The 2,719-nt window shown below is 68.5% G+C and carries 3 protein-coding genes; 2 read left to right on the top strand and 1 reads right to left on the bottom strand.

Features of this window, described 5'->3' with window-relative positions:
- Positions 1–724, top strand: a 724-nt coding sequence (locus JNL41_RS07020; RefSeq protein WP_365697939.1) for a rhomboid family intramembrane serine protease, incomplete at its 5' end; no start/stop codon positions are given.
- A gap of 177 nt (positions 725–901) precedes the next feature.
- Positions 902–1,330, top strand: a complete 429-nt coding sequence (locus tag JNL41_RS07015; RefSeq protein ID WP_293473563.1) for a CBS domain-containing protein — start codon at positions 902–904, stop codon at positions 1,328–1,330.
- A gap of 160 nt (positions 1,331–1,490) precedes the next feature.
- Here JNL41_RS07015 and JNL41_RS07010 read toward each other — a convergent pair whose 3' ends face one another.
- Entirely contained in the window at positions 1,491–1,925 is a 435-nt protein-coding gene (locus tag JNL41_RS07010; RefSeq protein ID WP_293473562.1) for an Rrf2 family transcriptional regulator, read from the bottom strand.
- Positions 1,926–2,719: the final 794 nt, after the last annotated feature.

Raw genomic sequence — 2,719 nt, 5'->3', positions numbered from 1 at the left:
TACATGGGGAGCGATGCACGTCGTCCACTTCGAAGCGCCGGCGCCCGGCGGCCGCAAACCGCAGCCTTCGCCGCGGCCGGGGGAGCCCGGCTACCGGCCGCCGTCCGAGCCGATCGTCAACGCGCCCTGGCCCGTCGTCGTCGTCTGCCTGGGGATCCTGGCGATCTATCTGGTCCAGTCGCGGTTCCCGTTCCTGGCGGACGCCTACGCCTTCTCGCCCGAACAACTGCTGCGGGGAGATTACGCGCCGCTGATCACCTCGCAGTTCCTGCACGGGGGCTGGCCGCACGCGCTGATGAACGCGGCCTTCATCCTGGCCTTCGGGGCGCCGGTCTCGCGGTTCTTCGGGCCGCGGCTCCTGGGGACCCTCGGCTTCTTCCTCTTCTTCCTGGCGTGCGGCGCGCTGGCGGCGCTGGGCTTCGCCGCCGCCCACTGGGGCCAGCCGGCCGCCATGGTCGGCGCTTCCGGCGCGGCGTCGGGGCTGATGGGCGCGGCCGCGCGGCTGATCGGCGGCAAGGGGGAGGTGGGCCCGATCTTCTCCCAGGCCGTCACCGGCATGGGGGCGGCCTGGATCGTCGTGAACGTGATCATGGCCTTCACCGGTGGGCTGCTGATCCCCGGCGCCGGGGATGCGGGCGTCGCCTGGGAGGCGCATCTGGCCGGCTTCGCGGCGGGCGTCCTGCTCATCCAGCCGTTCGGCTGGCTGGCCCACCGGGACGACTGAGGCGGCATCTCACGCGTGCGTGGCGGGCGCATGCCCCTCTGCATCGCGCGTGCCCCCTGCCTCACGCGTGCGTGAGGCGCGCGTGCCCCCTGCCTCACGCGTGCGTGAGGCGCGCGTGCATTGTGTCAGCGCTGAAATTGCGCTTCCCTGCGACTGACGCAACGGAACGGAGGCCCCATGCTGGTCTCACAGATCCTCAAGTCTAAAGGGGACTCGGTCTTCACGATCAAGCCCGGCGAGACGGTCGGGGCGGTCGCAGAGCACCTCCATGCAAAGGGCGTGGGCGCGCTCGTCGTGCTCGACGTCGACCGCGTGGCGGGAATCGTCTCCGAGCGCGACATCGTCCGCGCGCTGGCCGCCCACGGCGCGGGCGTGCTGAAGCGGCCGGTCAGCGACTTCATGACCGCCAACGTGCTGTTCGGCGAGCCGGGCGAGACGATCGACAGCCTGCTCGGCCGCATGACCGACCGGCGCATCCGCCACCTGCCGATCTGCAAGAACGATCGCCTCGTCGGCATCGTCTCCATCGGCGACCTGGTGAAGTGGAAGATCTCCGAGGTCGAGGCCGAGGCCGACGGCCTCAAGGCCTATATCGCCGCCAGCTAGGGATACCCTCCGTCACCGGAGGGCCAGAAGCCGGCGGTGCGTCGGCTGAAAGGGCGGGGAAGGGGACGGACCCTTCTCCGCCCGGTTTCGGCGTGGCAGAGACTTCGACATCTTCCGTTCATCCCGGCATTGGCCGGTAGGGACGGGATGGGGGTCGCCCTTACGCGGCCGGATCCACCACGCCCGACGCCGCGGCGTCGGCCAGGGTGTAGCCCTCCAGCACCTCGGCGGTGGCGTCGCGGGCGCGGGCCAGGGCCTCGCGCAGCGTGCAGGTCGCCAGATCCGGGCAGTCGGCGCACTTGCGGAAGCCGAGTCGCGGGGAGACGCAGGGCGCGAGCGCCAGCGGACCGTCGATGACCCTGATGACTTCCGCGAAGGTGATGGCGTCCGGCGCGCGCGCCAGCACATAGCCGCCGAACTTGCCGCGGCGGCTCACCACGATCTGGTTGCGCGACAGCTCGAGCAGAATCGCTTCCAGGAACTTGCGCGGCGCGTCGGCGCGCACCGACAGCTCGCCTGCGGACACCTGCGCGCCCTCGGCCCGCGCAAGCGCCACGAGCGCGCGCAATCCGTACTTGGCCTTCTGCGAGAGCATCGCGCCTCCGTCCCCCGTTGTGACGGGGCGGGGGCTCGTGTGCAAGGAACGCGCCTATACGCGCGAGGCATGGCGGGATCGCCCCAGGCCGCCGCGACCGCGGCATTCCGCCGGTCTTCGAGATTCTTTGCGACAGGGTGTTGACGGGGGTCGGGGGGGCGAATAGATAGCCGCCTCCGCTCGGAACGGGGCGGCGACGGACGGATCGGAGAGAACGCAAGTTCTTGAAAATCCTGAAGAAGCCGACACATTTCGAGAGGTCGACAGTTCCGCCTCAGGGTAAAGGGAAGCTTGCTTCCCGGACTCACTGGAGCGGAGCCCGGCTCGAAGATCTGAAGCTTTCAGAGATCAGCCGCGGATCCCCTGAAAAGGATCGGTTGACACCCAGGGGGTCGGCCACTAGATAGCCGCCTCCCGCTCGGGCGGGGCTCAAATCGGACCGGTGGTCGCGGCGCCAACTTGGCGCTTGATCTTCGAACTGAAATGAGTATGTTCCCGAGCCTCAATCGAATCGTCACGGACCTAGAGGGCTTCCCTCGGCAGCCCGCGGTGATTTTTGCGGTCAAATCCGAGGCTTCTCGGAAATGTCGCAAAGCCTCGAAAAGGCCGGTTGACACCACCGAGACGGCTCAATAGATAGCCGCCTCCGCCGGCCACCGGCGCTAAACAGTGGGCTCGGCGAAAGCCGGTGCGGGTCTTTGACATCGTTGAATTGGAAAGAGAAACGCAGGCGGCGGCGTCTTGGCGATAGTCCTAACCAGACTATCTCGACGCTGACTGTGACTGCGGTCTCT

The sequence above is a fragment of the Phenylobacterium sp. genome (assembly GCF_016793285.1).
In the GTDB taxonomy this organism is placed as follows: domain Bacteria; phylum Pseudomonadota; class Alphaproteobacteria; order Caulobacterales; family Caulobacteraceae; genus Phenylobacterium.
Note: the sequence above shows the minus strand (reverse complement) of the source record. Positions and strands in the feature narration are given on the sequence as shown.

Bases quoted from the DNA above. Each gene is read 5' to 3' on its own strand.
- JNL41_RS07015 (WP_293473563.1), top strand. From the start codon at position 902: ATGCTGGTCTCACAGATCCTCAAGTCTAAAGGGGACTCGGTCTTCACG.
- JNL41_RS07010 (WP_293473562.1), bottom strand. From the start codon at position 1,925: ATGCTCTCGCAGAAGGCCAAGTACGGATTGCGCGCGCTCGTGGCGCTT.